The organism is Jannaschia seohaensis, assembly GCF_900116765.1.
Taxonomy (GTDB): Bacteria; Pseudomonadota; Alphaproteobacteria; order Rhodobacterales; family Rhodobacteraceae; genus Jannaschia; species Jannaschia seohaensis.
This window is the reverse complement of sequence record NZ_UETC01000004.1, coordinates 230,684-254,681: the sequence shown is the minus strand read 5'-3', so window position 1 is coordinate 254,681 and position 23,998 is coordinate 230,684. Positions and strand designations below refer to the sequence as shown.

The 23,998-nt window shown below is 68.3% G+C and carries 25 protein-coding genes, 1 tRNA gene, 1 pseudogene and 1 riboswitch; of the genes and pseudogenes, 9 read left to right on the top strand and 18 right to left on the bottom strand.

Annotated elements, in window-relative coordinates; translation table 11 throughout:
- Positions 1-7: 7 nt before the first annotated feature.
- The 7 genes from DTQ71_RS11495 (at position 8) to hemN (ending at position 8,051) form a co-directional block, all read left to right on the top strand.
- Positions 8-1,987, top strand: coding sequence for a dynamin family protein (locus DTQ71_RS11495; RefSeq protein WP_109564429.1), 1,980 nt, complete (start codon positions 8-10; stop codon positions 1,985-1,987).
- The gene (locus DTQ71_RS11490; protein ID WP_109564428.1) at positions 1,984-2,835 is read left to right on the top strand and encodes a dynamin family protein; all 852 of its coding nucleotides are present in this window, start codon (positions 1,984-1,986) and stop codon (positions 2,833-2,835) included. The genes DTQ71_RS11495 and DTQ71_RS11490 overlap by 4 nt, the downstream gene beginning before the upstream one ends.
- Positions 2,836-2,967: 132 nt before the next feature.
- Positions 2,968-3,279: a hypothetical protein gene (locus tag DTQ71_RS11485; protein ID WP_170125404.1), complete on the top strand. Its 312-nt coding sequence runs from the start codon at positions 2,968-2,970 to the stop codon at positions 3,277-3,279.
- Between the two features lies 1 nt (position 3,280).
- Entirely contained in the window at positions 3,281-4,099 is an 819-nt protein-coding gene (locus DTQ71_RS11480) for a hypothetical protein (protein ID WP_109564426.1), read from the top strand.
- Between the two features lie 276 nt (positions 4,100-4,375).
- A complete protein-coding gene (gene bchE, locus DTQ71_RS11475; RefSeq protein ID WP_109564425.1) occupies positions 4,376-6,040 on the top strand; it encodes a magnesium-protoporphyrin IX monomethyl ester anaerobic oxidative cyclase in 1,665 nt (554 codons plus the stop codon).
- Positions 6,033-6,677 (top strand): bacteriochlorophyll 4-vinyl reductase, encoded by a 645-nt coding sequence (gene bchJ / locus DTQ71_RS11470; protein ID WP_109564424.1) that lies wholly within the window; start codon positions 6,033-6,035, stop codon positions 6,675-6,677. Before bchE ends, bchJ begins: the two co-directional genes overlap by 8 nt.
- 9 nt (positions 6,678-6,686) lie before the next feature.
- The gene (gene hemN / locus DTQ71_RS11465) at positions 6,687-8,051 is read left to right on the top strand and encodes an oxygen-independent coproporphyrinogen III oxidase (protein WP_109564423.1); all 1,365 of its coding nucleotides are present in this window, start codon (positions 6,687-6,689) and stop codon (positions 8,049-8,051) included.
- Positions 8,052-8,067: 16 nt separating this feature from the next.
- Here the strand turns inward: hemN and DTQ71_RS11460 are convergent, their stop codons facing one another.
- The 4 genes from DTQ71_RS11460 to DTQ71_RS11445 all read right to left on the bottom strand — a co-directional run bounded on the left by DTQ71_RS11460 (position 8,068) and on the right by DTQ71_RS11445 (position 11,620).
- The gene (locus DTQ71_RS11460; RefSeq protein WP_109564422.1) at positions 8,068-8,808 is read right to left on the bottom strand and encodes an energy-coupling factor transporter transmembrane component T family protein; all 741 of its coding nucleotides are present in this window, start codon (positions 8,806-8,808) and stop codon (positions 8,068-8,070) included.
- Positions 8,802-10,373, bottom strand: coding sequence for an ABC transporter ATP-binding protein (locus tag DTQ71_RS11455; protein ID WP_109564421.1), 1,572 nt, complete (start codon positions 10,371-10,373; stop codon positions 8,802-8,804). Before DTQ71_RS11455 ends, DTQ71_RS11460 begins: the two co-directional genes overlap by 7 nt.
- Complete coding sequence (locus DTQ71_RS11450; RefSeq protein ID WP_109564420.1) at positions 10,366-10,950, bottom strand: ECF transporter S component; 585 nt, start codon at positions 10,948-10,950, stop codon at positions 10,366-10,368. Before DTQ71_RS11450 ends, DTQ71_RS11455 begins: the two co-directional genes overlap by 8 nt.
- Positions 10,951-11,011: 61 nt before the next feature.
- A complete protein-coding gene (locus tag DTQ71_RS11445; RefSeq protein WP_109564419.1) occupies positions 11,012-11,620 on the bottom strand; it encodes a YkoF family thiamine/hydroxymethylpyrimidine-binding protein in 609 nt (202 codons plus the stop codon).
- Positions 11,611-11,722, bottom strand: a riboswitch (TPP riboswitch). Its footprint overlaps the gene before it by 10 nt.
- A gap of 250 nt (positions 11,723-11,972) precedes the next feature.
- On the opposite strand from DTQ71_RS11445, the gene DTQ71_RS11440 reads away from it, so the two are divergent.
- Positions 11,973-13,502, top strand: coding sequence for an acyl--CoA ligase (locus DTQ71_RS11440; RefSeq protein WP_109564418.1), 1,530 nt, complete (start codon positions 11,973-11,975; stop codon positions 13,500-13,502).
- A 14-nt stretch (positions 13,503-13,516) separates the two neighbouring features.
- On the top strand, positions 13,517-14,497 hold the full coding sequence (locus DTQ71_RS11435; RefSeq protein ID WP_109564417.1) for a 2-dehydropantoate 2-reductase: 981 nt from the start codon (positions 13,517-13,519) through the stop codon (positions 14,495-14,497).
- A gap of 6 nt (positions 14,498-14,503) precedes the next feature.
- Here DTQ71_RS11435 and DTQ71_RS11430 read toward each other — a convergent pair.
- The 14 genes and pseudogenes from DTQ71_RS11430 to DTQ71_RS11385 form a co-directional block, all read right to left on the bottom strand.
- Positions 14,504-15,915 (bottom strand): annotated as a pseudogene (locus DTQ71_RS11430) (tripartite tricarboxylate transporter permease).
- Between the two features lie 123 nt (positions 15,916-16,038).
- Positions 16,039-16,209, bottom strand: coding sequence for a hypothetical protein (locus DTQ71_RS24285; protein WP_245947448.1), 171 nt, complete (start codon positions 16,207-16,209; stop codon positions 16,039-16,041).
- A complete protein-coding gene (locus tag DTQ71_RS11425) occupies positions 16,176-16,544 on the bottom strand; it encodes a tripartite tricarboxylate transporter TctB family protein (RefSeq protein ID WP_245947446.1) in 369 nt (122 codons plus the stop codon). Before DTQ71_RS11425 ends, DTQ71_RS24285 begins: the two co-directional genes overlap by 34 nt.
- 112 nt (positions 16,545-16,656) lie before the next feature.
- Entirely contained in the window at positions 16,657-17,289 is a 633-nt protein-coding gene (locus tag DTQ71_RS11420; protein ID WP_245947444.1) for a Bug family tripartite tricarboxylate transporter substrate binding protein, read from the bottom strand.
- Entirely contained in the window at positions 17,289-17,573 is a 285-nt protein-coding gene (locus DTQ71_RS24280) for a hypothetical protein (RefSeq protein ID WP_245947442.1), read from the bottom strand. Before DTQ71_RS24280 ends, DTQ71_RS11420 begins: the two co-directional genes overlap by 1 nt.
- 91 nt (positions 17,574-17,664) lie before the next feature.
- Positions 17,665-17,853 (bottom strand): hypothetical protein, encoded by a 189-nt coding sequence (locus tag DTQ71_RS23870; protein ID WP_211317134.1) that lies wholly within the window; start codon positions 17,851-17,853, stop codon positions 17,665-17,667.
- 13 nt (positions 17,854-17,866) lie between these two features.
- On the bottom strand, positions 17,867-18,142 hold the full coding sequence (locus tag DTQ71_RS24895) for a universal stress protein (protein ID WP_211317133.1): 276 nt from the start codon (positions 18,140-18,142) through the stop codon (positions 17,867-17,869).
- Between the two features lie 441 nt (positions 18,143-18,583).
- Positions 18,584-18,660, bottom strand: a tRNA-Arg gene (locus DTQ71_RS11410).
- A 39-nt stretch (positions 18,661-18,699) separates the two neighbouring features.
- Entirely contained in the window at positions 18,700-19,851 is a 1,152-nt protein-coding gene (gene lpxB, locus DTQ71_RS24275; protein WP_245947440.1) for a lipid-A-disaccharide synthase, read from the bottom strand.
- On the bottom strand, positions 19,848-20,753 hold the full coding sequence (locus DTQ71_RS24270) for an LpxI family protein (RefSeq protein WP_245947439.1): 906 nt from the start codon (positions 20,751-20,753) through the stop codon (positions 19,848-19,850). Before DTQ71_RS24270 ends, lpxB begins: the two co-directional genes overlap by 4 nt.
- Positions 20,750-21,547, bottom strand: coding sequence for an acyl-ACP--UDP-N-acetylglucosamine O-acyltransferase (lpxA, locus tag DTQ71_RS11400; protein WP_109564416.1), 798 nt, complete (start codon positions 21,545-21,547; stop codon positions 20,750-20,752). Before lpxA ends, DTQ71_RS24270 begins: the two co-directional genes overlap by 4 nt.
- Entirely contained in the window at positions 21,544-22,008 is a 465-nt protein-coding gene (gene fabZ, locus DTQ71_RS11395) for a 3-hydroxyacyl-ACP dehydratase FabZ (RefSeq protein WP_109564415.1), read from the bottom strand. The genes lpxA and fabZ overlap by 4 nt, the downstream gene beginning before the upstream one ends.
- 72 nt (positions 22,009-22,080) lie before the next feature.
- On the bottom strand, positions 22,081-23,343 hold the full coding sequence (locus DTQ71_RS11390) for a calcium-binding protein (protein ID WP_109564414.1): 1,263 nt from the start codon (positions 23,341-23,343) through the stop codon (positions 22,081-22,083).
- Between the two features lie 87 nt (positions 23,344-23,430).
- Entirely contained in the window at positions 23,431-23,997 is a 567-nt protein-coding gene (locus DTQ71_RS11385) for an OmpH/Skp family outer membrane protein (RefSeq protein WP_109564413.1), read from the bottom strand.
- Position 23,998: the final 1 nt, after the last annotated feature.

Genomic DNA, 23,998 nt, shown 5'->3' with positions numbered 1-23,998 from the left:
AAAGCTGATGGACCATGACGATCCGATCCGTTCGAGGCTGCTGACCGAGACCTATTCCGGCTTCGCCCCCTTGGCGGCCCGGCTGTCCGCGCTCGACGCCCGACTGGTGGAATTCAGCGCGTCCGGCAACGGCGCGATCGCCGCCAAGGCCAAGCAGCTACTGCGCAAGATCCGCGACTTCGAGCCGACCGTCACCATCATCGGCCAGGTCAAGGCGGGCAAGACCACGCTGATCAATGCGATGACCGGGTGGCAGGGTCTCCTGCCCGCCGACGTCAACCCCTGGACCTCGGTCGTGACGGGGCTTCACCTGCAACCGGGACCGGAGCGCCAGACCGCCAACGCCACCTTTACCTTCTTTGGCGAAGAGGAATGGACCCGGCTCGTGCGCCAGGGCGGGCGGCTGGGCGAACTCGCCGGCCGCGCCGGGGCGGAGGACGAGGTCGCGAAGGTCCGCGCCCAGATGGAAAAGATGCGCGCCAAGTCCCGCGAGCGGCTGGGCCGTCGCTTTGAGATGCTGCTCGGCCAGTCCCATGACTACGACCGCTTCGATGCTGCTCTGGTCGAACGCTATGTCTGCATGGGCGACGACTTCTGGGAGGAGGCCGGCGGCGACCGCGAAAAGGGCCGCTTTGCGGATATCACCCGCACGGCCGATCTGTGGCTGAAGCAGCCGGGCCTGCCGCTGCCTCTCTGCCTGCGGGACACGCCCGGCGTGAACGACACTTTCATGATCCGAGAGCAGATCACCATCAGTTCGCTGCGCGGCAGCCGTCTCTGCGTCATGGTGCTTGCGGCGACGCAGGCGCTGACCACGGTCGATCTGGCCCTGATCCGGATGATCGCGAACCTGCGCGCGCGGGATGTCGTCATCTTCGTCAACCGCATCGACGAGCTGGACGACCCCGCATCGGACATCCCCAAGATCCGCGACTCGATCCTCGACACCCTGCGCAAACATCAAGGCCCCGAGAATGCCGAGATCATCTTCGGGAGCGGCGCCTGGGCGGCGGAGGCGATGGCGGGTCAGGTCGAGGCGCTGCCCGAAGACAGCGTCGACGCCATGGTCCGTTGGGCGGAGGCAGGCGTCGGCGAGGAGCATGCCTTCGGCTCTCTGGAGGACATGGCCTGGACCCTCTCCGGTGTCCCCGCATTGGGCCGGATCATAGCGGCCCGCATCGAATCCGGCGCGGGCGCGCAACTCCTGCGCGAGATCGAGGTGGAGATCGGCAATCTCGATCGCTCGGTTCTCACCGCCGATGCCGTCGCGGCCGCGCGGCGTGGCGCGGGCAGCGTTTGCCGGATTCCGCCAGAGGCCCTGGAAGAGGCCATTTCCGAGATCGAGGAAAGGGCGCGCCGCCGGTTCGCGGACGGGCTCGGGCCGTTGCACGCGGCTTTGGAAGAGCGGGTCGACGGCGCGCGGCAGGTCTTCGTTCGGCGCGCCCTGGTGGCGCTGGTCTCGCATCTCGAACTTCACGGAGAGATGGCGGTCTGGCGCTATGACTCCTGCGGTCTGCGCGCACTCCTCCGCTCGGCATTTCAACGCTATGTCCGCGCGGTCGGCCGCCATGGCACCGACGGCATGGCCGCCGTCTCCGCCGAGTTCAACGCGCTCTACCGGGAGGCCTTCGATCTGAGGGACGCGCCGCCCATGCTGGAGGCCCCGCCCCTGCCCGCGCCCGATGCGCCCGTGGTGCTGGGCCAGACCATCGCGCTCGACCTGCGCGGCACCTGGTGGACCCGCTTTTGGCGCCGCCGGAAGGGCTACCAGGCCTGCGCCGACGATTTCGAGCGCCTGATCCACGAGGAAACCCAGCCGATCCTCCAGACGCTCCTGAGCGACAATGCGAAGGGCTACGAGGCCTCCCTGCGCGCGGCGCTCGGTGATTTCCTGGATGCGAACCGCAGGGTCCTGCTCGATCTCGCGCGCGCGGGGGCGTCGAACGCATCCGAAAATCTCGCCCAAACGATGGAGATCGCATCATGAGCACCGACCATCCGACCGATGCGACCCCGCCCGCCGATCCGCCTTGCCACCCGCGGATCGCCTTGATGGGGGAGTTCAGCGCGGGCAAGAGCACGCTGGCCAATCTGCTGCTGGGCCACGCCATCTCGCCGGTCAAGGTCACGGCGACACAGCTTCCTCCGATCTGGTATCGTGGCGGCCGCAGCCGCATGACACGCATCGACATGAACGGCGCCGAGCAGCCGATCACGGCCGAAGACCTGACGACGCTGTCTCATCGCGACGCTCAGGCCGTCTGTGTGTCGCTCTCGGCCGATGTGCTCGAATTCTGCGAATTGATCGACATGCCCGGCACCTCGGACCCGAACCTGCCCGAGGATATCTGGGAACGGATGATCGAGCATGTCGATGGCGTGGTCTGGTGCACGCCCGCGACGCAAGCTTGGCGACAGACCGAAGCGACACTGTGGGAGAGCCTGCCCGATCGGCTCCGGGAGCGCAGCCTCCTGCTCATCACGCGGATCGACAAGATCGCGTCCGAGGCGGACCGCGCGCGCATTCTCACGCGCGTCCGCCACGAAACCGACGGTCTCTTCAAGGCGGTTCTGCCGATCTCGCTGACCGCGGCGGCGGCGGCGGGCGAGGACATGGCCGCGCTCGACGCCTCCGGCGCGGATGCCTTCATTGCGAGCCTTCTGGAGATGGTCGAGCCTCTGGAGGCGCCGCGCACGGGCACCGTGACCTTCGCGGCGTCCACGCGCGCGCAGGACGCCCCGGAACCACGGACCGGCGCAGAGGGCATTCAGCCGCGTCGCATCGCCCTGAGGCGCGACCCGCGCGGCGCGGCATATGCGCAGCCCGGCGCGTGAGAGGTCCGCACGCTAACCTTGCTTTAACGAGGGCGGATTAGACCAGAGGTCAGCTGTTCCCGGAGGCCGATGACCCACGACGCGCTCAGAAACTTCAGGCACAAGATCGCCGGCTGCGAGATTGCGCTTCTGATGGATTTGTCCACGGGCACGGTGCTGGCCTGGGACAGCGATCTGAAATGGCCGCAGGAAGAATTGGACGCGCTGTGCGGTCTCGCGGCGCGGCTGCTCTCCGCCGCGCCGGGGAACGGGCCAGAAATGGGGATGATGCGGGCCATGCTTGCAACGGAAACCGGGTGCCAGGTCTTTCAGCGCGGAACGCCGCAGGGCGACGAGGTCTTCGGCTGCATCCTCGCCCCCGAGGCCGCGATCGACGATGTGTTCGAAGCCGCCGCCTGGGTGTTCGACGATCTCCTGCCGGGCGATCGCGCGGCGCTGGCGTGACATGGCGGGCGATGCGACCGAACCCGCGCTCTGGCAGGCGCTGACCAGCGCGTCGGCATACGGGCTCGGCGCCGATACCGGCCGGACGTTGACCACCGGGGCGGAGGGCGCGGCGCTCGTCCTCCGGCGACTCGCGGACACGATGCTCGGCCGACGCCTGATCTTCGCCTTCGACGGGGCGGAGCGGTTGCGCTGCGATGCCGAGATGGGCCGGCTCCTGGCCTTTTCCACCCTCGACTCCAGCGGCGCAGCATCGGCCCCCAATGGCTTCGAGAATCGCGACGACAGCGCCGCGATCGAAAATGCGGCGGCCGCATTCGAGGAGACGCTGGCCGGCCTATGCAGCAGGGCCAGCGACATCTCCGTGCGCTCCGAGGCGCTTGTCGCGGGCGGCACCTCAACCAGGGCCGGGTTTCCGGTGGAGCGCTTGCTCGCCCGCTTGCAGTCCGCCGATGCAGAGGATGAACCGGCGGCGCGCCTGCGCCGGTTTCTCGACAAGGCACAGGATCTCATCGCATCGGCGGTGATCGTCCAGGGGGACACGGTCGATCCGGTCAAGGGGCCGGAGGCCGATGCGGGGGCGCTCTTTCGCGTCTCCAGCGACTTGTTGAGCCGCATGAATGCGCCAGAAGGGGCGGCGGGCGCGCCCACGCGCTGGCGCCTGCTGATCGTCGCGGGCGTGGGTCAGGTCCAGAACGATGTGCTGGTCGCAGAGATCGACGATCATCTGCTGCTGGCAACGGCCCGCGCGAGCGCGATGCCCGCCCTCCGCGCGCTTTGGCTCGATGCTCTGGGGACCGCTGCTCGCCCCCGGGCCTGAGCTGTCTCTCGATGAGCGCTTGCCTCCGCCCCGAGATGGGCCCGGCCCCTACAGGACCGGCCATGCCGGGCGATGACCGCCAGAGACTTGCTTTCCGCCCGGCGGTGGCCCGCCCCTACAGGCTCGCCTTGCCACGGCGGAATGACAACCAAAGGGCCCGATCAGCAGTGACACCCGCAGAATTCTGCCCGCTCCCCCCGATTCGCTTGATGTGTGTCAACCCATCCTGACATTTTAGCGTCTATTCATAGTGACACCTGTCCCGGGGACTTCATCATGCGCATCCTTTTCGTTCACCCCAATTATCGCTCCGGCGGCGCGGAGATCGCCGGGACATGGCCCCCGGCTTGGGTCGCCTATCTGACCGGCCATCTGCGGCAATCGGGCTTCGACGACATCCATTTCATCGACGCGATGACGGACGAGATCGACGACGCGGAACTCGCGCGGCGCATGGAGGCGATCCGCCCCGATGTGGTGGGCGTGACCGCGATCACGCCGTCGATTTACCGCGCGGAGGATGTTCTCAAGGTCGCAAGCGATGTGGTTCCGGACGCGGTTCGGGTGCTAGGCGGCGTTCATGCGACCTTCATGTTCAAGCAAGTCCTCTCCGAGGCGCCCTGGGTCGATGTGATCGTCCGCGGCGAGGGAGAGGAAATCTGCACCGAGCTCATGCTCGCCATCGAAGACGGCCGCTGGCCGGCCGACAGGCGCAAGATCAAGGGCCTCGCCTTCCGCGACGGGCAGGAGATCGTCGCCACCGAGGCCGCCTCGACCGTCAAGGACCTCTCCAAGATCAAGCCCGACTGGACCGTGCTCGACTGGGACAAGTATATCTACATCCCACTCGGCACCCGCGTCGCCATCCCGAACCTGGCGCGCGGCTGTCCCTTCACCTGTTCGTTCTGTAGCCAATGGAAATTCTGGCGCGATTACCGGGTGCGCGACCCCAAGGACGTCGTCGACGAGATCGAGGACCTGGTCGAGACCCATGGGGTCGGCTTCTTCATCCTCGCCGACGAGGAACCCACGATCAACAAGAAGAAATTCGTCGCCTTCTGCCAGGAGCTGATCGACCGGGGCCTGCCCGACAAGGTCAAATGGGGCATCAACACCCGTGTGACGGATATCTACCGCGACCGAGACCTGCTGAAGTTCTACCGCAAGGCGGGGCTCGTCCATGTCAGCCTCGGCACCGAGGCCGCCGCGCAGATGAAGCTGGACGTTTTCAACAAGGAAACCAAGGTCGACGAGAACAAGACGGCGATCCGCCTCCTGCGGGAGGCCGATATCCTGGTGGAAGCGCAGTTCATCGTCGGCCTCGACAACGAGACGCCGGACACGCTGGAAGAGACCTATCAGATGGCCTGGGACTGGCAGCCGGATCTTGCGAACTGGTCGATGTATACGCCCTGGCCCTTCACGCCCCTCTTCCAGGAGCTCAAGGATCAGGTCGAGATCTACGACTTCTCGAAATACAATTTCGTCACCCCGATCATGAAGCCCGCCGCGATGGACCGGGGCGAATTGCTGGACGGGGTGATGAACAATTACCGCCGGTTCTATTCCAAGAAGGCGCTGTTCCACTATCCTTGGCGCGGCACCGGCTTCCGCCGCCGCTATCTGCTGGGATGCCTCTATGCCTTCCTCAAGGCCGGGTTCCAGCGCACCTTCTACGACCTGGGCAAGGCGGGCTATTGGGGTCCGCAGACCAAGTCGACCGTCGATTTCCACTTCGACGAAACCCGTCAACTGGCCGAGGCGCAGACCGCCGATTGGGAAGCGGCGGCGGACAAGGCGGCCCGGGCGGCCGAGCGGCGCGAAGCCTTGCGGGCTCAGGGCAAGGAACGCGCCGCCGAGCGCAACCAGACGTTCAAGATGCCCAACGGGGCGGAGGTCCGGGTCTGCGGCGGCGGCGATCAACAGATGGAGGATGTCTGAGGATGTCCGGTCCGGCCCCGCCCTGATCGGCCCCAACGCCATCCTCCAGATGCTGCCGGTGCTCGACCGGTTGGGCGGCCCGGAACGGCGCGGCCAGATCCTCGCCCGGGCCGGGATATTCGACCTGCCGGACGGCACGCGGATGATCCCGGAGACCCAGGCCGCGCAGCTGCATCGCACGCTCCGCCAGGAGGAGCCGATCCTCGCCCCCGCGCTCGCCGGCGAGGCTGGCCGCGCGACGGCGGATTACATCCTCGCCCATCGGATCCCGCGTCCGGCGCAACTCCTGCTCCGGGTGCTTCCGGCGGGGCCTTCGGCGGCGCTCCTGTCGCGGGCCATCGCCCGCCATGCCTGGACCTTCGTCGGCTCCGGACGGTTCCGGGTCGTCGATCCGATGACCTTCGAGATCGCCGACAACCCGCTCGTCGCGGGCGAACGGTCCGAGGGCTGCCTGTGCCACTGGCACGCGGCCGTCTTTGCCCGTCTCTACCACGTTCTCGTCGCAGCGGATGCGACCTGCACCGAAACGAGCTGCGGCGCCCATAGCCCGGGCCACCCCTGCCGCTTCGAACTCGAACGCAGCGGATCGACGCCGAACCTGATCGACATCAAACCGCATCCCCGCGCGGCGCAGTAGGACCCCGTCATGACAGCCTGCATCCAAACCCGACTCGATCGCTATCGGACACGGAACGTGCCGAGATATACGAGCTATCCGACCGCTCCTCATTTCCATAAGGGGTTCGGGACGGAGGCCCACGCCCGCGCCCTCGCCGCGCTCGACCCGGCGGAGCCGATTTCCCTCTATCTGCACGTGCCCTTCTGCCGGCATCTGTGCTGGTATTGCGGCTGCAACATGAAGCTCGCCTCCCGCGAGGCCCCCATCGCCCAATATGCTCAGATGCTGCGTCAGGAGATCGACCTTCTGGCATCGCACCTGCCGGCCAAGATGCGCATTTCCCATCTGCATTGGGGCGGCGGGACGCCGACGGCGCTCCTGCCGCAGGATCTGGCCATGCTGATGCGCGCGGTGGGCGATCGCTTCCAGATCGAGCCCGATGCGGAACTCGCGATCGAAAGCGATCCGCGCAGCCTGTCGGACGAGATGATCGCTATGATCGGTGCGCTCGGCTTCAATCGCGCCAGCTTCGGCGTCCAGGAATTCGACCCGAGGGTGCAGGCGGCGATCAATCGAATCCAACCACCGGAGATGGTGCGGCGCGCCGTCGACGGGCTGCGCGCGGCCGGGGTCAAGGGGATCAATTTCGACCTGATCTACGGGCTGCCGCATCAGACGACCGAGACGCTGCTTGAAACGATCCGCCTTTGCGAAGAAATCGGCCCCGACCGGATCGCGCTGTTCGGTTATGCCCATGTCCCGTGGATGGCTAAGAAGCAGCGGCTGATCGACGAGGCCGCCCTGCCCGGCGCGGAGGCCCGTCAGGACCAGGCGAACGCGGCGAGCCATGCCTTGCAGGCGGCGGGGTTCACGGCCATCGGCCTCGATCACTTCGCGCGGGCGGGGGACGCGCTGGCACAAGCGGCGGAGGACGGCACGCTGCGCCGCAATTTCCAGGGCTACACCACCGACCGCGCCACGACGATGCTGTGCGTTGGGACGACCTCGATCGGGCGGACGCCGCGCAGCTATTCCCAGAATCTGTCGGAGACGGGCGCCTGGGCCCGCGCGATTTCCGAGGGCCGCCTGCCGGTCGGGCGCGGTCTGGCGCTGACCGACGACGACCTCCTGCGGGGCGAGATCATCGAGCGGCTGATGTGCCAAGGCCGCGTCAACCCCGCCGCTGTCGCCGCGGCTCATGGGCAGAGCGCGACGGCCCTTGCCGATGCGGAACCGGCCTTGGCGGAGCTCGAGGCCGACGGTCTCATCGTCAGAGATGCCTCCGGCCTCATCACCGCCACGCCGCTCGGGCGCCCGCTCATTCGCGTCATCGCCTCCGCCTTCGATGCCTATCTCGCCACGCAGAAGGCGCGGCACGCGGTCGCCGTCTAACCAGGGCGGCGCGCGCTCAGGTGAGGCCTTGCGGCGCCATGGCCAGCAGCAGGGCCAGACCTCCGATGCCGGCGAAAAGGCGCATCCAATCCGCGCGCGATATCTGCGCCTGCGGCAACTGGCTGCGCACGCGGCCCGGTCGAAGGCCACGCGCCTCGAAAGACAGGGCGGCGCGTGTGGCGCGGCGGATCGCGTAGGCCAGAAGCGGGATCGCCAGCGCCAGGGCCTCAGGCGGCGTGGGCACGCGCCGCAAGGGTCGGCCCAGCCGGATCGCGCGCGCCATGCGCATCTGGAGGAGTTCCGCGCGCAGGTCAGGCACCATGTGCATCGCCTGCATCAGGGCAAATCCCATTGGCGCGGGCAGGCGCAGATGCTGCATCAGCGCGCGCACGAATTGCCCAGGATCGGTCGTCAGCGCGAAGACCGCCGAGATCATCCCGCACGCCATCACGCGGAAGAACAGCACGAGCCCCGGCGCCACCTCGGGCGCGCCGCCCTGCTCCTGCGCCATCAGCACCGCAAAGCCCGACTCGGCGCGAAACAGCACGGATGTCGTCAGAAAGCCGAAGCCGAACAGGGCGAAAGGCACCATGAGGCCCAGCAGTCGCCGCAAGGGAATGCGGGCATCGAAGAGCAGAACCAGCGTGGCCACCGCAAAGAGCGCGATCTGGAAGGACAGCCGGAAGACGACCAGCGCGGCGACGATCCAAAGAAGGCAGAGGACCAGCTTCGGCAGCGGGTGCATCGAAATCAGCATGTCCTATCGATCCAATCGAGCACCGGCGCGGCCTCCGGGGGCAGCAGCCCCGCCGCCGACAGCCGCTCCCTGTCCCGCATCAGGGCGGCGCAAGGACCGTCGAAGCGCAGCGCGCCCCCGCCGACCAGAACCGCGCGGTCGGCGACGGACAGGGCGAAATCCATGTCATGGGTGATGACCGCGACGGCCCGGCCCTCGCGCGCCAAGCCCGCGATCCGATCGCGGAGCGCCGCTTCAGCGACGCCGTCCAGCCCGGCCGTCGGCTCGTCGAGGATGAGCAGCGGCCACCGGTCGGTCTCGGCCAGCAGGGCAAGAGACAGGCGACGCTTCTGCCCTTGCGACAGGGTGAACGGGTGTTGGTCGGCCACGGCCGTCAGGCCCCAGCGGTCGAGGATCCGCGACACGCGCTCTGGCGCGGGGTCGATATCTTCGATCTCGGCGCGCACGGATTCGCGGCTAAAATGCGCTTCGGGGTTCTGAAAGGCGACGGCCCCGGCGGCCCCCTCCCGGCGTCCGGCACGGGGGGGCAGCAGGCCCGAGAGACAGGCCGCAAGCGTCGACTTCCCGGCGCCGTTCGGCCCCAGGATCGCAAGCACCTCTCCCGCGCGAAGCGTCAACGACACATCGCGCAGGACGACAGGCCCGAATGCCGGCGCGCAGTCGGCCCCGTCGAGCCGAAGGACGACCTCTCCGATGGGTATCGGCGCGGGCAGGATCACGTCGCGAAGGCGGTGCGCCTGTCCGGGCGGCAGCCGGGCCAAAGCCTCCTCCAGCGACAGGCGGGGGTCGATTAGATCCGGCAGGTTCAGATGCAAGCGGGCAGCCAGCGGCAAGGCGATGCCCGCGTCGGCCAGCGCGTCGGCGTCGCGCGCCAAGATCTGCCGGGGCGCGCCTTCGGACATCACCCGCCCGTCCCGGCCCAAGGCGATGCAGCGGTCGATATGATCGAGGACCGGGCCCGGTTTGTGCTCCACCACCAGCGTCGTGCGACCGGGCGCAAGCAGCAATCGCGCCATCCGCCGCGCGGCGACCGGCGCGAGGCTTGCGGCAGGCTCGTCCGCAAGCGTGATCGGCGCGCCCTGCGCCAGCAGCGCCGCCAGGGCGACGCATTGGCGCTCTCCTCCCGAGAGGGTCGCGATGCGGCGGGCCGACCAGGTCTCCGGGATGCCAGCACGGGCCATGGCCTCGGCGACGATCTCGGGAAGGCGCGCCCCGGCAACGCCCGCATTCTCGGGACCGAAGGCGATCTCGTCGCGGACCGTGAAGCCCGCCAGCGTCTGCGCCGCATCCTGGAAGAGATAGCCGCACGTATCGGCCCAGTCGGCCGGCGTCCGGTCATCGACCGGGCGCCCGCAGAGACGGATCGCGCCGCGTCTTTCGCCGGGGATGGATTTCGGGAACAGCCCCGTCGCCGCCTGCACCAGCGTGGACTTGCCCACGCCGGACGCGCCGAGCAGCAGGGCGCGCTCCCCCTCGCGCAGCCTGAGCGACACTGGACCGACCGCGTCGCCGCCCGCGCCGTCATGGCGCAGCGCGACGCGGTCATAGGCCAGCGCCTCAGGCATTGGCGGTGCGCATGTCGCGGTCGATGGCGAGCCCCGAAAGGACGCCGGTGCGGTAGAGCGCCTTGACGATCACGTGGCCGAGCAACCCACCCAGCAGCGCGCCGGAGGCCAGCCGCAGCGCGAACATCGCGACCAGAAGGCCCGGCGCCAGGCTGCCATAGTCGAAGCGGACCCAAGTATAGACAAAGGAGAACAGGGCCGCGCCCATGCCCGCCGCCATCAGCACCGCCAGGGAATAGCGCCGCCACCGCGTCGCCGCGAAGACCGCTTCGGCCCCCGCGCCCTGCACGAGACCGGTTAGCAGCAGAAGCAGCCCGGCCGGGCTGCCCAGCAGGACCTGGACCGCCGCCGCCAAGACTTCGGACACGAGCGCGACGCCCGGCTTGCGGATGATGGCGGCGGCGATGATCGAGACGATGAACCAAAAGCCCATCACGACATCCATCGTCACAGCCCCGAAGATTGCCTGAAGCACTAGCCACACCTGCACCCAGCCGAGATAGAGCACGCCGAAGACGGCCCCCAGCACAGCGACGATCAGGGTCTCACGCAGAGTCCACACGGTAGTATTGGCCATATCAGCCTCCTGAGGTACGGGAATGTTGGAAAGGGAACAGGGCCGCCGCGCGACCCTGGCTTCAGCGGTCGCTCGGCGAGTTGGCCGAAACGGTCACATCCATCGCGAGATGCCCGGCCGTGGCCCCGAAGCCGGTGAAGGCCTGGCTGAGCGTCTCGAAGACCGGCCCCGCATCGCCGCGCAGCGCGGTGCAGAAGTTCTTGGACCGCAAGAAGGTTCCCGAGGTCTTGAGGAACTCGATGCAGCCGTAGATCTCGTCCATGTGATGCCCGACGCCCAGCGGGTAGAGCGAAAACTGAACGGAGATCTCCTGCTCCAGGACCGGGGCGGTGGCGACCACCGCGCGGCAGGCCTCCACGCGCTCGGCGAGGCTCAGGTCGCGCGACGGCCCGGCCACCGGCGTGCAGATCGGGTCGTCGGGCTCGCCCGGACAGCCGCGAGACACGGTCGCATGCATCGTCGTGTGAACGCCCGACCGGGCGGCGGCGCAGAACAGGTCGCGCATCGCGGGAAACAGCACATCCGGGGGGCCGACCATAAGGGTCGACAGAGAGTCGGTCTCGATCCTTAACCGGTCGCGCCAGGGGTCCAGAGACCCGATCGCACCGAGAATGATGCCGACGAAGTCGTCGGACATCGGGTACAAAGACACTTGTGCTCCTGAGAACATGCTCACCTCGCTCCGCTGGCATTATCCAGATCAGCTCAAGGGTCCGAGGGCATGCGCCCCGCATCTCAGCCCCGGCAATACGGAGCGCCCCTGCTATGTTGCCCCGATGGGTAAGGAGTTTCTCGAAAGGCGTCAACCGGCTGTTCGCGCAGGCGCGGCACGCGCCGGTCTTCGGTCGGTCGCCGGCCGCACCGGGCTCTCGCGACGCAGGACGCCGGGGTTTTCGTCGCATGCGGTGGCGCTAACACGGGGTCGGAGGCGATTGCGCAGGCCGTCGGGCGTTGCGCTCCGCGATCGGCCACGAAATAAGATGCCGCGACCGTCACGGGACGGCTGGAGGAAAGGGGTGACCATGGCGGACACGATTGCAGGACTGATCGCGGATCATGACAGCGGAGCGCCCGCGATCGGCGCGCCGGGCCGGGACTGGACGACCTATGGCGCGTTGCGCCAGCAATCGGACGCGGTGCGCGGCGCACTGCGCGCGGCTGGCGTGGGCGCGGCGGATCGGGTCGCCATCGTGCTGCCGAACGGCCCCGAGATGGCGGTGGCCTTCGTCACCGTCGCCCAAGCCGCGACGACCGCCCCGCTGAACCCTGCTTACAAGGAAGAAGAGTTCGCCTTCTACCTCGAAGACCTGGGCGCCAAGGCGATCATCGTCGCGGCGGGGGCGGAGAGCCCGGCGCGCGCCGCCGCCGAGGGACAGGGCCTGACGGTGATCGAGCTGACCGCCGACGAGACCGGCCCGGCCGGCGCCTTCACCCTGGCGCCCGTGGGCGAGACCAACCCGGCGACGGAGGACGGCACGCCCGGCCCGGACGGTGTCGCGCTGATCCTGCACACGTCGGGGACGACCTCGCGGCCCAAGATCGTGCCGCTGCTGCAGTCTAACGTCGCCGCTTCGGCCGGGAATATCGCGGCCTCGCTCAAGCTGACGGCCGAGGACCGCTGCCTGAACGTCATGCCGCTCTTCCATATCCACGGGCTGGTGGCGGCGGTGGGCGCGTCGCTGGCGGCGGGGGCCTCGATCTCCTGCTCACCGGGCTTCGACGCGCTGCGCTTCTTCGGCTGGCTCGATGAGGTGGACCCGACCTGGTACACCGCCGTTCCGACGATGCATCAGGCGATCCTGGCGCGGGCCAAGCGCAACACCGAGATCATCGAGAAGGCGCGGCTGCGCTTCCTGCGCTCCTCGTCGGCCTCGCTGCCGGGGCCGGTGATGACGCAGCTGGCCGAGACCTTCGGCGCCCCCGTGGTCGAGGCCTATGGCATGACCGAGGCGGCGCATCAGATGTGCTCCAACCCCGTCGAGCCCGGGCGCCAGAAGCCCGGGATGGTCGGCCTCGCCGCAGGGCCGGAGGTGCGCGTGGCGCACGAGACCGAGGACCGGCTGGTCGAGGGCGTGGGCGAGGTCGTGATCTCGGGTCCGAACGTCACGCCCGGCTACGAGAGCAACCCGGACGCCAACGCCAAGAGCTTCTTCGAGGCCGAGGGCAAGCGCTGGTTCCGCACCGGCGACCAGGGCGCGTTTGATGAGGACGGATATCTGGGCCTGACCGGGCGCCTCAAGGAGATCATCAACCGCGGCGGCGAAAAGGTCAGCCCGCTGGAGGTGGACGGCATCCTGTCGGACCACCCGGCCATCGCGCAATGCGTGACCTTTGCCGTGCCCCATCCCAAGCTGGGCGAGGAAGTCGCGGCAGCCGTCGTGCTGCGCGACGGCGCCAGCGCCACCGAGCGCGAGATCCGCGACTTCGCGGCCGAGCGGCTGGCGGCGTTCAAGGTGCCGCGTCAGGTTCTGATCCTCGACGAGATCCCCAAGGGCGCGACCGGCAAGCTCCAGCGGATCGGCCTGGCCGAAAAGCTGGGCCTGGGCAGCTGAGCGAGGGGAAAGGCATGAAAATCTGCATCTTCGGCGCCGGAGCGATCGGCGGTTACATGGGGGCCAAGCTCGCGCAGGCGGGGGCGGAGGTCAGCCTGGTGGCGCGCGGCCCGCATCTGGCCGCGATGCGCGAGAACGGGCTGCGGCTCATCGAGGACGGCAAAGAGATTTCGGTCCCCGTCACCGCGACGGACGACCCCGCGGAACTCGGCCCGCAGGACTATGTCGTGGTCACGCTCAAGGCCCATTCCGTGCCGCCGGTGGTGGACAAGATGCAGCCGCTGATCGGGCCGGACACGACAATCGTCTCGGGCGTGAACGGCGTGCCCTGGTGGTATTTCCACAAGATCGGCGGCCCGCTGGAGGGCACCCGGCTGGAAAGCGTCGATCCCGGCAACGCGCAATGGGACGGCTTTGGCCCCGACCGGGTGCTGGGCTGCGTGGTCTACCCGGCCGCCGAGGTCATCGAGCCGGGCGTGGTCAAGCATATCGAGGGCAACCGCTTCTCCCTGGGGGAGCCCGACGGGTCCAAGTCCGAGCGCGCGCTGGCCCTCTCCAAGGCGCTGACGGCGGCCGGGCTCAAGGCACCCGTCCGGCCCAAGCTGCGGGACGAGATCTGGGTGAAGCTCTGGGGCAATCTCAGCTTCAATCCGATCAGCGCGCTGACCCATGCCACGCTGGACGTGCTCTGCACCGATCCCGGGACGCGGGCGGTCGCGCGCGCGATGATGGTCGAGGCGCAGACCGTCGCCGAGAAGCTGGGCGTGAAGTTCCCCATCGACGTCGACCGCCGCATCAAGGGCGGCGCCCAGGTCGGTGCGCACCGGACCTCGATGCTCCAGGACCTGGACCAGGGGCGGCCGATGGAGATCGACGCGCTGGTTGGCTCGGTGCAGGAACTGGGCCGCGTCACCGAGACGCCGACCCCCACCATCGACACTGTCCTCGCGCTGGTGCAGCTGCGCGCGAAGGTGGCCGGGCTCTACACGGGCTGATGCGCCCTACCCGCGTGCGGCGGCCCTCCACCGCCGCAGCATCTTGAACGCGGGCAGGAAGATCAGGATCAGCGCGATCGCCGTGATCGGCCCGGCAATGGGCCGGGTGAAAAAGATCGAGGGATCCCCCGAGGAGAGCAGAAGCGACTGGCGGAGCGTCGGCTCGGCGATGGGGCCCAGCACGATGGCCAGAACGGCGGGCGCGAGCGGATAGTCGAACTTCCGCAGGAAGAAGGCCGCGAGGCCGAAGATCACGATCAGCCAGATGTCGTGCATCGAGCGCGTCGCCGCGAAACCGCCGATGATCGACAGCACGAAGATCATCGGCGCGAGGATCGTGAAGGGCGTGCGGAGCATCCGGATGAAGAGCGGGATGAAGGCGAGGTGAATGAGCAGCGCCGCCACGTTCGAGATGTAGAACGAGCCGATCAGGCCCAGACGAACTCGCTCTCGTCGACGAAGAGGCGCGGCCCCGGGACCAGCCCCCAGATGATCATGCCGCCCAGCAGGATCGCCGTCTTGGGCGAGCCGGGAATGCCCAGCGTCAGCATCGGCAGCATCGAGCCGATCGAGGCGGAGTTGTTCGCCGCCTCCGGCGCGGCCACCCCATCGGGCGTGCCCCGCCCGTATTCCTCGGGCGTCTTGGAGACCATCTTGGCCACGCCATAGGACATCAGCGACCCCGGCGTGGCCCCCGCAGCCGGCAGGACGCCGACGAAGAAGCCCAGGATCGAGCCGATCCAGGTGCCCTTCCAGCCGCGACGCACCGCCTCGCGCGTGTCGGCCATCATGCCTTTGGCGGTCATCTTGGGATTGGTCGTCGTGACCTCGCCGCGGGTCTGCTCGATGATCCAAAGCATCTCGCCGATGCCATAGACACCGATGGCCAGCACGATGAAGCCGATGCCGCGCAGGAAGCCGTCGATCTCGAACAGCACCAGCCGCGGCTCGCCGGAGATCGTGTCGATGCCCACCGCCGCCAGCACGAGGCCGAGGCCGAGGCAGATCGAAAGCACCGTCTTTGGGATGTCATCGCCGCCGAGGCCGACAAAGGTCGCGAAGGCCAGCAGCATCAGCGCGAAGATCTCCGGCGGGCCGAAGGACAGCGCCACCGTCGCCAGGATCGGCGCGAAGAGCGTGAAGAGGATGTTGGCGACCTTGCCCCCCACGAAGGAGGCTAGCGCCGCCGTCACCAGCGCCAGGCTCGCCCGGCCCTGTAGCGCCAGGGGCCTGCCGTCGAAGGTCGTGGCCATCGCCGTGGACGCGCCCGAGATGCCCAGCGTCACCGAGGAGATCGCGCCGCCATACATTGCCCCGTAATAGATCGCCGCAAAGAAGATGATCGCCGAGTTAGGCGGCACCAGGAAGGTGATCGGCAGAAGGATCGCCACCCCATTGACCGAGCCGAACCCCGGCATCGCGCCGATGAAGAGACCGATCGAGACGCCGATGAGGATCAGCATCAGATTGGTCGGCTGTAGCGCCAGCACGAAGCCGTCGGCGAGGAAGGACAGCACGTCCATGTCGGAGCCCTCCGGGCGTCAGCAGAGAATGTCGTAGAGCAGGTCGAAGACCGGCTGGGTGAAACGCATGCCCTGCGGCATCGGGATCATCATCGCGCCCTCGAAAAAGAAGAACATCGCGATGGGGGTGACGAGCGAGATCGTCAGCGTCAGCGTCAGCGGGATGCCGTGACGCCCGAGGAAGCGCATGTAATAGAACAGGAAACCGCGATGGCGCCGTAGATCAAGATGACGTCGATCAGCGCCACGAAGACGACGATGCCGCCGACCTGCGCCAGCGTGCGCCAGCCGTAGCTGTCGAGCATCGGCTCCTCGGAGCGCGAGGGCGGGCTCTCGCGGCGCCACCAGCGCAGCGCGATCACGCCGCAGCTGCCCGGCATCACCGCCGAAAGCCAGAACGGCCACGCGCCGCCGCCCGGCCCCTGGCCACGGATATAGCCGATGGGCAGTTCCGCGCTCTTCCACATGAGGTAGAGCGAGAAGAGGGCCAGGAGCCCCACCATGATGATTTCGCCTCGGCGCATTGCCGCCCCTTCGTCTTAGCAGGGTCGCCCGTCAGTCGCGGGCGCCCGCATGTCTCGCTCAGCCGTCGATCTGCGCCAGCAGGTTGCGGTGGTTAGCAACCTGCGTGGTCCATCAGGCGCGGGTCTCGTCGGCATCCATCGGCAGGTTCGAGAGGCTCTCGGACTCGACATAGCCCTGCCAGGCATCGCTCTCGTAGACCTGCGAGAAGACATCGCGGTAATACTCGGCCGCCGCCTCCGACATGCCGGGCGCACCGACCACGGCGCGCTGGTTGTAGTAGGTGAAGTCGTGCCCCTTCTCCTTGAGGGTGGGCACGTCCGGATAGGCGTCCATGCGCTCGTCCGAGAAGGCCAGGAGCGGCACGAAATCCCCTGCCTCGTAGAAGCCCTTGGCCTCGGCCGGGTTGTTCACCGTCGCCATGATCTGACGTCCGGCGAGATCCTTGGCCACGGCGCCGCCGCCGTCATATGGGATGTAGTTGATGTCCAGATCGCAGGCGCCCGACATGTAGGCGATGACAATCGAGTCCTCCTGCCCCTGCCCCGCGCCGCCCATGACGAAATCCCCGTCCATGGACCGCACCTTCTCGACGAATTCCTCGAAGGTGGAGATGCCCTCGTCCTTGTGGACCCAGAGAACGAAGGGATCGACGCCCATCATCGCGATCGGCGTGAAGGCCTCGATGTCGACGCCCAACGCCTCCTGTCGCAGCGGCGTTGTGTAGAGGGAGTTGAGCGTGACCATCAGCGTATGTTCGGGGTCGCGCGCATCCTTGAGATGCAGAAGCGCCCCCGCCCCGAGCCCCCGCCCCGGTTCGTCGGAACGAGCGGACGGTTGGTCATGTCGTTCTGCTCGACCACCGACTGAGTGAATCGCGCGATCTGATCCGCGCCCCCGCCGGGACCGGCCATGATGGTGAAGTCGATGGGGCGCCGGGGCGTCCAATCCTGCGCCGACGCCGTGATCGGCAGGGTCCCGAGGGCCGCCGCGACGGCAAACCCGGCGAAGGCGTGCTTGAGGATGGTCATACTCTTCGCCCACGAGGATCGTCACCTCCTCGGCCGCACCGACGATATCGAGCGTCGAGGACACCGCGCGCGAGGCGGACAGAGAGCCGTTCTAGCCGATCGCGATATGGCGCGCGAAGTCTTCCTCGGGCCGGGTCTCGGTCGGACAAATCATCACCGGCCGCCCGGTCGCGTAGAGCGCCGCGCGCAGGGAGCCCTGGCCCAGGTTCCGCTCGCGCTGCGGCTTGGGCAGCACGACGAGATCGGCCAGCCGCCCGTGATGCGTCACCACGTCGGCCATCTTGCCCGGCACCTCAATGAAGGCGCAGGTCGCGGCCTCGCCAATCCGGGGCGGGCCTTCCTCCAGGCCGAATTCGCGGGCGAGACGATGCAGGATTCCGCGGAGGTGATCCTCCTGACGGTCGGCGAGTTCCCTGGGCCTGCTCCATCATCGTCGTGCGCGCGAAGCTGGGCAGCAGACCGCTTTGCGGAACCAGATCCTCAGGGCGCATCCAGCAATGGGCGACCACCACATGCGCCCCATGCCGTCGGGCGAGCGCCGCGGCGTGTTGCAGCACCGTTCCGGTCATCCCGTCGCCGCGCACGGGCACAAGTATCTTCGTCAGCATTCCATTCCCCCGTCCGCCGCGACTCTCCGCGATGGCCTGCGCCCTTCGAGATTCAACAATCGTTCGCGCACAATTATTTCCTTTTTCAGGGATAAAGGGGCCAACCGTTACTTTCTGAGTCAAAGGCGTCAGATCGTCTCCGACGGGACGTAGCCAAAAGCGTATTGCTCCCAAGGGATGAAGGCCGGGCGAGGCCTGGAAGAAAGCCGACAGACGGGGCGATTGGCGCGCGAAGAGAGCGCGACCGCGTTCTCCGGCCCTATGCCTCCGCCCTGCCCTGCCGCCTCGGCTCCACCCTGGCCCACCGACAGCCAACGCGCCGCACCCGCAGGCCGGGACACCATGTCCAAACCGCTTCGCTCTGCCGGTGGCGGAGGCGCGGGACAATCCGAGGGGAGGGAGTGGCGCACCCAAGAGGATTCGAACCTCTGACCTCTGCCTTCGGAGGGCAGCGCTCTATCCAGCTGAGCTATGGGTGCCTGAGGCCGGTCGTATCCCGTCACATCCGGGCCCGCAAGTCATTCCGACACGTCTTCCCATCCCAGATGTCGCAGGACGGAGCGCGCGGCCCGCAGCCCCGGATCTTCTCCGCCACGGCCGAGCAGGTCCATGGTTCGGTCGAGCGCCGCCATCTGCCGCTCCCTCTGGGAGGGCACGCGCAGCAGATCGGCCAGGGCCCGGCCGATCGGCGCCGGGCGACAGGCATCGCCCAGAAATTCGGGAACCGCCTTGGTCCGCGTCACGAGGTTGACCAGCGTCACCGTGTCGACCTTGAGCATCCGCGCCAGCAGGCGGCGCGAGAACCAGTTCATGTCATAGGCGATCACCATCGGCACGCCGTTGGCCGCAAGCTCCAGGCTGACCGTGCCCGAGGCGGCCAGCGCGGCATCGGCGGCGGCAAAGGCCTCGCGCTTTTCGGCGGCCTCGGTCACGACAAGAGGCGCGCCGGGCCAGAGCGCGACCGCTTTGCGGACCTCCTCGGCGACATTGGGGACGGTCGGGACGACCACGCGCGTGCCGAGCGGCACATGCTGCAACGCCTCGCCGAAGACCGGGGCCAGACGCCCCACCTCGCCCTTGCGCGAGCCCGGCAGCACAAGGGCGATCGGGCCGGTGATGCCATGACGCTCCCGGAAGCGGCCCGCCTCGGAGGGCGGTGCGATGGGGTCGGCGACGACCGGGTGGCCGACGAAATCGCAGGTCATGCCGGCGGCGCGCATGTAGTCGGGCTCGAACGGCAAGAGCGCCAGCACGTGATCGACGGTCCGGGCCATCTTCTGGGCGCGTTCCGGCCGCCAGGCCCAGACCGAGGGCGCGACGTAGTGTATTACCGGCAGATCCGCCCGCGCTTGCTTGGCGCGCGCCGCCACGCGCAGGCAGAAATCGGGGCTGTCGATGGTGATGAGGGCATCGGGCTTCAGCCGGCCGATGGCCGCGACGGCCTCGTCCCGGCGGCGGAAGAGGTGGGGCAAGCGCGGCAGCACCTCGGCCAGCCCCATGACCGAGAGGTCGGACATCGGGAACAGGCTCTGCAGGCCCCGCGCCTCCATCTCCGGCCCGCCGATGCCGTGGATCTCGACCTCGGGCACCAGTTGCCGCAGCCCTGCGATCAGCGCGGCCCCGAGACGGTCGCCCGAGGGCTCTCCGGCGATGAGAAAGAGGCGCGTCACCGCTCCCACGCGGCGAGGAACAGGCCCGTGCTGGCAAGCTGGGCCGCCACGTCCTCCCGGTCGATCACCAGAACGCCGCCCGCCTCCAGCGCCAGACCGTTCAGGCCCGCTGCGGCGACGGCGCGGATCGTGGCCGGGCCGATGGTGGGCAGGTCGATGCGGCGGTCCTGATCGGGCTTGGCGGCCTTGAAGAACACGCCGCCCGAAGGCCGGGCAAAATCCGGGAGGCGCCGCTGCGGACCGCCGCTGCCGCTGAGCCAGTCCGCGGCGCCGCCGAACAGATCGCCGCCGAACAGACCGCCCGAGGGCGCGCGAGGCGGCGCGGGGGGCTGCTTGGCCAGCGTGGCGAGCATGAAATCCGTCCCCGGCGCGGCCTCGACCGCCAGCACCTGGCCCTTGGCGACGACGCAGCCTTGGCCCACGTCCACCGCGCCCAACGCGCCATGGACCTCGGCCGCGCGGACGATGTCGGCGGCGTCCTGCTTGGACGGGCTGCCGGTGACCGGCAGGTCCAACAGCTCCGGCGCGATCTCCTGGGCGCCGACCACCGTCAGGCCCGCCTCCTCGAAGAAGGCGATGACGGTGCGCAGGGCCGCGTCGTCCCCCGCCTGGATCGCCTGCATCATGCGCGGGACCAGCGGCATCGTGGCCGCGTCCACGGCGGAGGGGTCCAGCGGCGGCCGGGCGATGGCGCCGGCGAAGCAGACCCGCTCGACCCCCTCCGCCGTCAAGGCGGCGATCAGCGTGCCGAGTTGCTCGATGCGGAACCCACGGGACTGGCCCACGGCCTGCGGCGGGAAGCCCTCCAGATGGCAGGCGAACCAGGGCGCACCCGACCGGCCCAGGGCGTTGGCGAGCACGCCCGGCAAGCCCCCCTGCCCCGCGACCAGCGCGACACTCATCGCGGCACCAGGAAGGAGCGATCCGTCTCGCCGGTGATGAAGGCCACCATCTCGCGCACATACTCGGATTGCGTGTCCTCGCCCAGGCGCACGGCGCGCTCGTGGAACGTGCCCTCGCCCTGCTTCAACGCCCCCATCGCGGCGCGCAACGCCTGAATATCGGCGCGGGACACGCCCCGCCGCTTGAGCCCGACCAGGTTCAGCCCGTCCAACTCGGCACGCGGCGCCTGGACGAGGCCATAGGGCACGACGTCCTTGGTCACCATGCTGAGCGCCCCGATGATCGCGCCGCGCCCGATCCGCACCCATTGATGCACGCCCGACAGCCCGCCGATGATTACGTCGTCCTCAATCCGGCAATGCCCGGCCAGCGCGGACTGGTTCACCACGATCACCCGGTCGCCGACCACGCAGTCATGGGCGATATGGCAGCCCGCCATGAAGAGCCCGTCATCGCCCACCACCGTCTCGCCGCCGCCCTGAACTGTGCCGGTATTCATCGTCACATGCTCGCGGATGCGGTTGCGCTTACCGATGCGCAGACGGGTCCGCTCGCCGCCGAACTTCAGATCCTGAGGAATCTCCCCGATGGAGGAGAACGGGAAGATGCGCGTGTCCTCGCCCACCTCCGTCCAGCCGGTGACGACCGAATGACTGTCGACCTGCACGCCGGGACCAAGAACCACCTCGGGCCCGATCACCGAGAACGGGCCGACCGAGGCGCCGTCCGCGATGGTCGCGCCGTCCTCGATCAGGGCCGAAGGATGGATGCGGGCGCCGGGTTCAATGCTCACTTCGGCAGGTCCATCATCGCGGTGAAATCGGCCTCGGCGGCCATCTCGCCGCCGACCGACGCCTCTCCGCGGAAACGCCAGACCTTGGCGCCGGGCTTGCCGCGCGTGACCGTCACCCGCAATTCCAGCACATCGCCGGGGATGACCTTGCGGCGGAACTTACAGCCATCGATCCCCATGAAGTAGACGAGGAAATTGCTGTCGGCCAAATCGTTCGAGACGCCGACCAGCACCGCAGCCGTCTGGGCCATCGCCTCGACGATGGTCACGCCGGGCATGATCGGCGTGCCGGGGAAATGGCCTTGGAAATGCGGCTCGTTGAAGGTGACGTTCTTGATCCCGGTCGCGGACTGGTTGGCGACGATCTCGCCGACCTTGTCGACCAGCAGGAACGGATAGCGGTGCGGGATGATCCGCTGGATCAGGTGGATGTCGGCCTCTTCGGGCACGTCGCTTGGCATGGCGGGCTCCTTGGTCTCTTGCACCGCTTACAAGCGGCGGACGGGGCCGCGCAAGCGGCCCGCACCGCTGCGTCAGAAGATCAGCACGTCCTCGACCCACAGCGCGATGCCCGCGGCCAACTCAATCGAGGCATCGACCGCGCCATCTGCGTCGGTGTCGATCTCGACGCGGTTCGCGGCACGGTCATAGGAAACCTGCCCGCCCTGGATCAGCGCCCGCAGGTCCGAGACCTCCAGCGACCGGATATCGGTTCTGCGCCCGCCCAGTCCCAGCAACTGGTCGTCGATGCCGATCCGGTCGCCCTCCGCTCTGTCGAAATCGCCGACCGTGATGAACGGAGCCTCCGTCCGACCGAAGAGGACGAAGGAATCGGCGCCTTCGCCACCGATCATCCTGTCCTGCCCGCCGCCCCCAATCAGGATGTTGTCCGCGCCATTCCCGGTCAGTCGCTCATCCCCTGCCGAACCGGTGAGTCGCAGGTCGCGCTCACCCGTCGCGATGACGGTTTCGACGCCGGAGATCCCGACCGAGAAATCGACCGATGTCCGGACGGTGTCGAACCCGCCCCCGGTGTCCTCGACCCGGTCGCCCCGCTCCGTCACGACATATTCGTCGTCGCCTGCGCCGCCCTGCATCAGGTCGGGGCCATCGCCGCCGACAAGCCGGTCGTTGCCCGGCCCGCCGATCAGAGTGTCGGCCCCCGCGCCGCCGTCGATGGTGTCTTGGCCTTCGCGCCCATCGATGACATCGTTGCCGGCCGTGCCCTGCAGGTCATCGCTGAACTCGGTCGAGAAGGTGTCGGGCTCCAACATCCGCGTCTCGACGGAGACGCCCGGGACCAGGGTCAGATTGATCGGGCTGCCGGCGCCGAAGGGGGCGCCATTGGGCACCGACCCGACCTGCGTCGTCTCCTCGCGGTAGAACGCCAGAAACGCCTCGAAGCTGTCGAATGGGGGCAACGCGGGTCCGTCGAGCACGAAGTCCGTTATTGCGATCAGATCGCGCGTGTCGGCGTTGGCGAAGTCCGGCTCCTGCAGGAAGGTCCCGACGATGGTCGATCCGCCGCTCCAGTCGACTCGGATGACGCTGAACTCCGTGTCAAGCCCGCCTTCCGCAGCCTCGCCGTCGATCAGCACGCCGAGGAGCGGCGGATCGTCGAACCCGGCGATGACCGCCGGGTCGTAGCCAAAGGACCCGAGGTCGGAATAACTCACAACGGTCGTGCCCTCCTCGAAGACGAGCGTGAGCGTGACTGGCGTGACCGGCGTTTCCTCCGGCGGCGCAACGGCCTGAACCACGTTGAGGCCCGGAAGGTCGAAGAACGTCGCCCGCATGATGGAAACACCCCGGCATAATGCTGATATCAAGAGGGTTGGACCAATCGCGTGGGCTTGTCGAGCAGCCGCGCCCGGCAGGTCGGCTCAGTCCGTCCCGGAGGGCGACACCGCGTCCGGCAGCCCCTCCCCCTCGCCCAAGGCCGCGTCGATACGGTCGCGGGCAAGCGTGGTGATATCGACCCGGTCGGCAGAGGCGATGACGATCCGCCGGTCCAGGATCACGAGCGCGCCGATCTCGCGCACCAGATCCAGCAGGATCGGGTTGGCCTGCTCGAAGAAGATCGCCTGCGCCCGGTCAGAGCGCAGCTGGATGTTGCGCGCCTTGGCGTCCTGGGTCTGTCGGATACCGGTGACCTTCTCGTCGAACGCGTCGGCGAGGGACTGGAATTCTTCGGGGGGCAATTCGGCGCGGCGCTCGGTCAGCGCCCGCTCTTCCGCCTCCAACTCCGCCTCGATCCGGCGATTCTCGGCAGCGAGCTCCCGGCTGCTGGCCTCGATATCGGACAGGATTCGCCGCCCGAAGCGGGTTTGCGTGAACAGCAGGTCGCGATCCAGAACCACGACCGCCGATGCAGGGACGCCAGAGGGCAGCCCCTGCGCCCCAGCCGGCGCCCCGCAGAGCGCCAGGAACAGCGCCAGCGCGCGCCACATC

Bases quoted from the DNA above. Each gene is read 5' to 3' on its own strand.
- DTQ71_RS23870 (WP_211317134.1), bottom strand. From the start codon at position 17,853: ATGGCCGACGTGGTGACGCATCACGGGCGGCTGGCCGATCTCGTCGTG.
- DTQ71_RS11480 (WP_109564426.1), top strand. From the start codon at position 3,281: ATGGCGGGCGATGCGACCGAACCCGCGCTCTGGCAGGCGCTGACCAGC.
- DTQ71_RS24285 (WP_245947448.1), bottom strand. From the start codon at position 16,209: ATGCGCTTCCTCGGGCGTCACGGCATCCCGCTGACGCTGACGCTGACG.
- DTQ71_RS11445 (WP_109564419.1), bottom strand. From the start codon at position 11,620: ATGTTCTCAGGAGCACAAGTGTCTTTGTACCCGATGTCCGACGACTTC.
- DTQ71_RS11390 (WP_109564414.1), bottom strand. From the start codon at position 23,343: ATGCGGGCGACGTTCTTCGACCTTCCGGGCCTCAACGTGGTTCAGGCC.
- bchE (WP_109564425.1), top strand. From the start codon at position 4,376: ATGCGCATCCTTTTCGTTCACCCCAATTATCGCTCCGGCGGCGCGGAG.
- DTQ71_RS11385 (WP_109564413.1), bottom strand. From the start codon at position 23,997: ATGTGGCGCGCGCTGGCGCTGTTCCTGGCGCTCTGCGGGGCGCCGGCT.
- hemN (WP_109564423.1), top strand. From the start codon at position 6,687: ATGACAGCCTGCATCCAAACCCGACTCGATCGCTATCGGACACGGAAC.
- DTQ71_RS24280 (WP_245947442.1), bottom strand. From the start codon at position 17,573: ATGACCATCCTCAAGCACGCCTTCGCCGGGTTTGCCGTCGCGGCGGCC.
- DTQ71_RS11425 (WP_245947446.1), bottom strand. From the start codon at position 16,544: ATGCGCCGAGGCGAAATCATCATGGTGGGGCTCCTGGCCCTCTTCTCG.
- DTQ71_RS11460 (WP_109564422.1), bottom strand. From the start codon at position 8,808: ATGCTGATTTCGATGCACCCGCTGCCGAAGCTGGTCCTCTGCCTTCTT.
- DTQ71_RS11440 (WP_109564418.1), top strand. From the start codon at position 11,973: ATGGCGGACACGATTGCAGGACTGATCGCGGATCATGACAGCGGAGCG.
- DTQ71_RS11435 (WP_109564417.1), top strand. From the start codon at position 13,517: ATGAAAATCTGCATCTTCGGCGCCGGAGCGATCGGCGGTTACATGGGG.
- DTQ71_RS11485 (WP_170125404.1), top strand. From the start codon at position 2,968: ATGGATTTGTCCACGGGCACGGTGCTGGCCTGGGACAGCGATCTGAAA.
- DTQ71_RS11490 (WP_109564428.1), top strand. From the start codon at position 1,984: ATGAGCACCGACCATCCGACCGATGCGACCCCGCCCGCCGATCCGCCT.
- DTQ71_RS11455 (WP_109564421.1), bottom strand. From the start codon at position 10,373: ATGCCTGAGGCGCTGGCCTATGACCGCGTCGCGCTGCGCCATGACGGC.
- DTQ71_RS11450 (WP_109564420.1), bottom strand. From the start codon at position 10,950: ATGGCCAATACTACCGTGTGGACTCTGCGTGAGACCCTGATCGTCGCT.
- DTQ71_RS24270 (WP_245947439.1), bottom strand. From the start codon at position 20,753: ATGAGTGTCGCGCTGGTCGCGGGGCAGGGGGGCTTGCCGGGCGTGCTC.
- DTQ71_RS11495 (WP_109564429.1), top strand. From the start codon at position 8: ATGGACCATGACGATCCGATCCGTTCGAGGCTGCTGACCGAGACCTAT.
- bchJ (WP_109564424.1), top strand. From the start codon at position 6,033: ATGTCTGAGGATGTCCGGTCCGGCCCCGCCCTGATCGGCCCCAACGCC.
- DTQ71_RS11420 (WP_245947444.1), bottom strand. From the start codon at position 17,289: ATGGTCACGCTCAACTCCCTCTACACAACGCCGCTGCGACAGGAGGCG.
- DTQ71_RS24895 (WP_211317133.1), bottom strand. From the start codon at position 18,142: ATGACCGGAACGGTGCTGCAACACGCCGCGGCGCTCGCCCGACGGCAT.
- fabZ (WP_109564415.1), bottom strand. From the start codon at position 22,008: ATGCCAAGCGACGTGCCCGAAGAGGCCGACATCCACCTGATCCAGCGG.